Source organism: Vibrio sp. YT-19(2023) (assembly GCF_033337395.1).
On record NZ_JAWOQN010000764.1, the window covers coordinates 1 to 600 of the forward strand.

A 600-nucleotide genomic window follows, 5' to 3' on the forward strand; every position below is an offset into this window, starting at 1 on the left:
CATCTAAAATCAACAACTGCGAGTATGGATTTATCGTTCTCCACACTTGTAGGCATACACCCGCTAAGCGTACGCGTTGCCACTCGCCGCCTGATAGCGTTTGAATACTGCGGTGCAACTTATCTTGCAGTTGGACGAGCTCGACCACCATATTAACGGCATCACGAACTTTACCATCAGTGATCGCAGCGCCACTTGGCAATGACAACGCAAGATATTGAAAAACATCGACGTTAAATGCAGGGCTAGATTGCTGACATAAGTAACCGCGAACATGAGCTTGCTCCGACAAAGATAACGTAAGCAAGTTTTTGTCGTCCACATTAACTTCACCGCTCGCTCCATCCCTGCCAGTTAATGTGCCAGAAATCGCTGCAAGTAACGTGCTCTTACCAGAGCCGTTTGGTCCGACAACGTGGACGACTTCGCCATCTTTGCATTCAAATGAAAGTGGCAGTAAACGACTTCCAACCGCTATATGCTTAACGCGCATCATGACTCTTCACCAACATCCAAATGAAAATAGGCGCACCGATAGAAGTCGTCATCACACCTAAAGGCAGTTCTGCGGAATCCAGCAATAGTCGCGCACCAATATCT

The 600-nt window shown here is 47.5% G+C and carries 2 protein-coding genes; both read right to left on the bottom strand.

Going from position 1 to position 600, the window contains the following annotated elements; genetic code table 11:
* Nucleotides 1–496: ATP-binding cassette domain-containing protein (locus R7E78_RS28340; protein WP_318058909.1), on the bottom strand; the 496-nt coding region annotated here is incomplete at its 3' end.
* Nucleotides 483–600: iron chelate uptake ABC transporter family permease subunit (locus R7E78_RS28345; RefSeq protein ID WP_318058910.1), on the bottom strand; the 118-nt coding region annotated here is incomplete at its 5' end. The genes R7E78_RS28340 and R7E78_RS28345, both read right to left, overlap by 14 nt.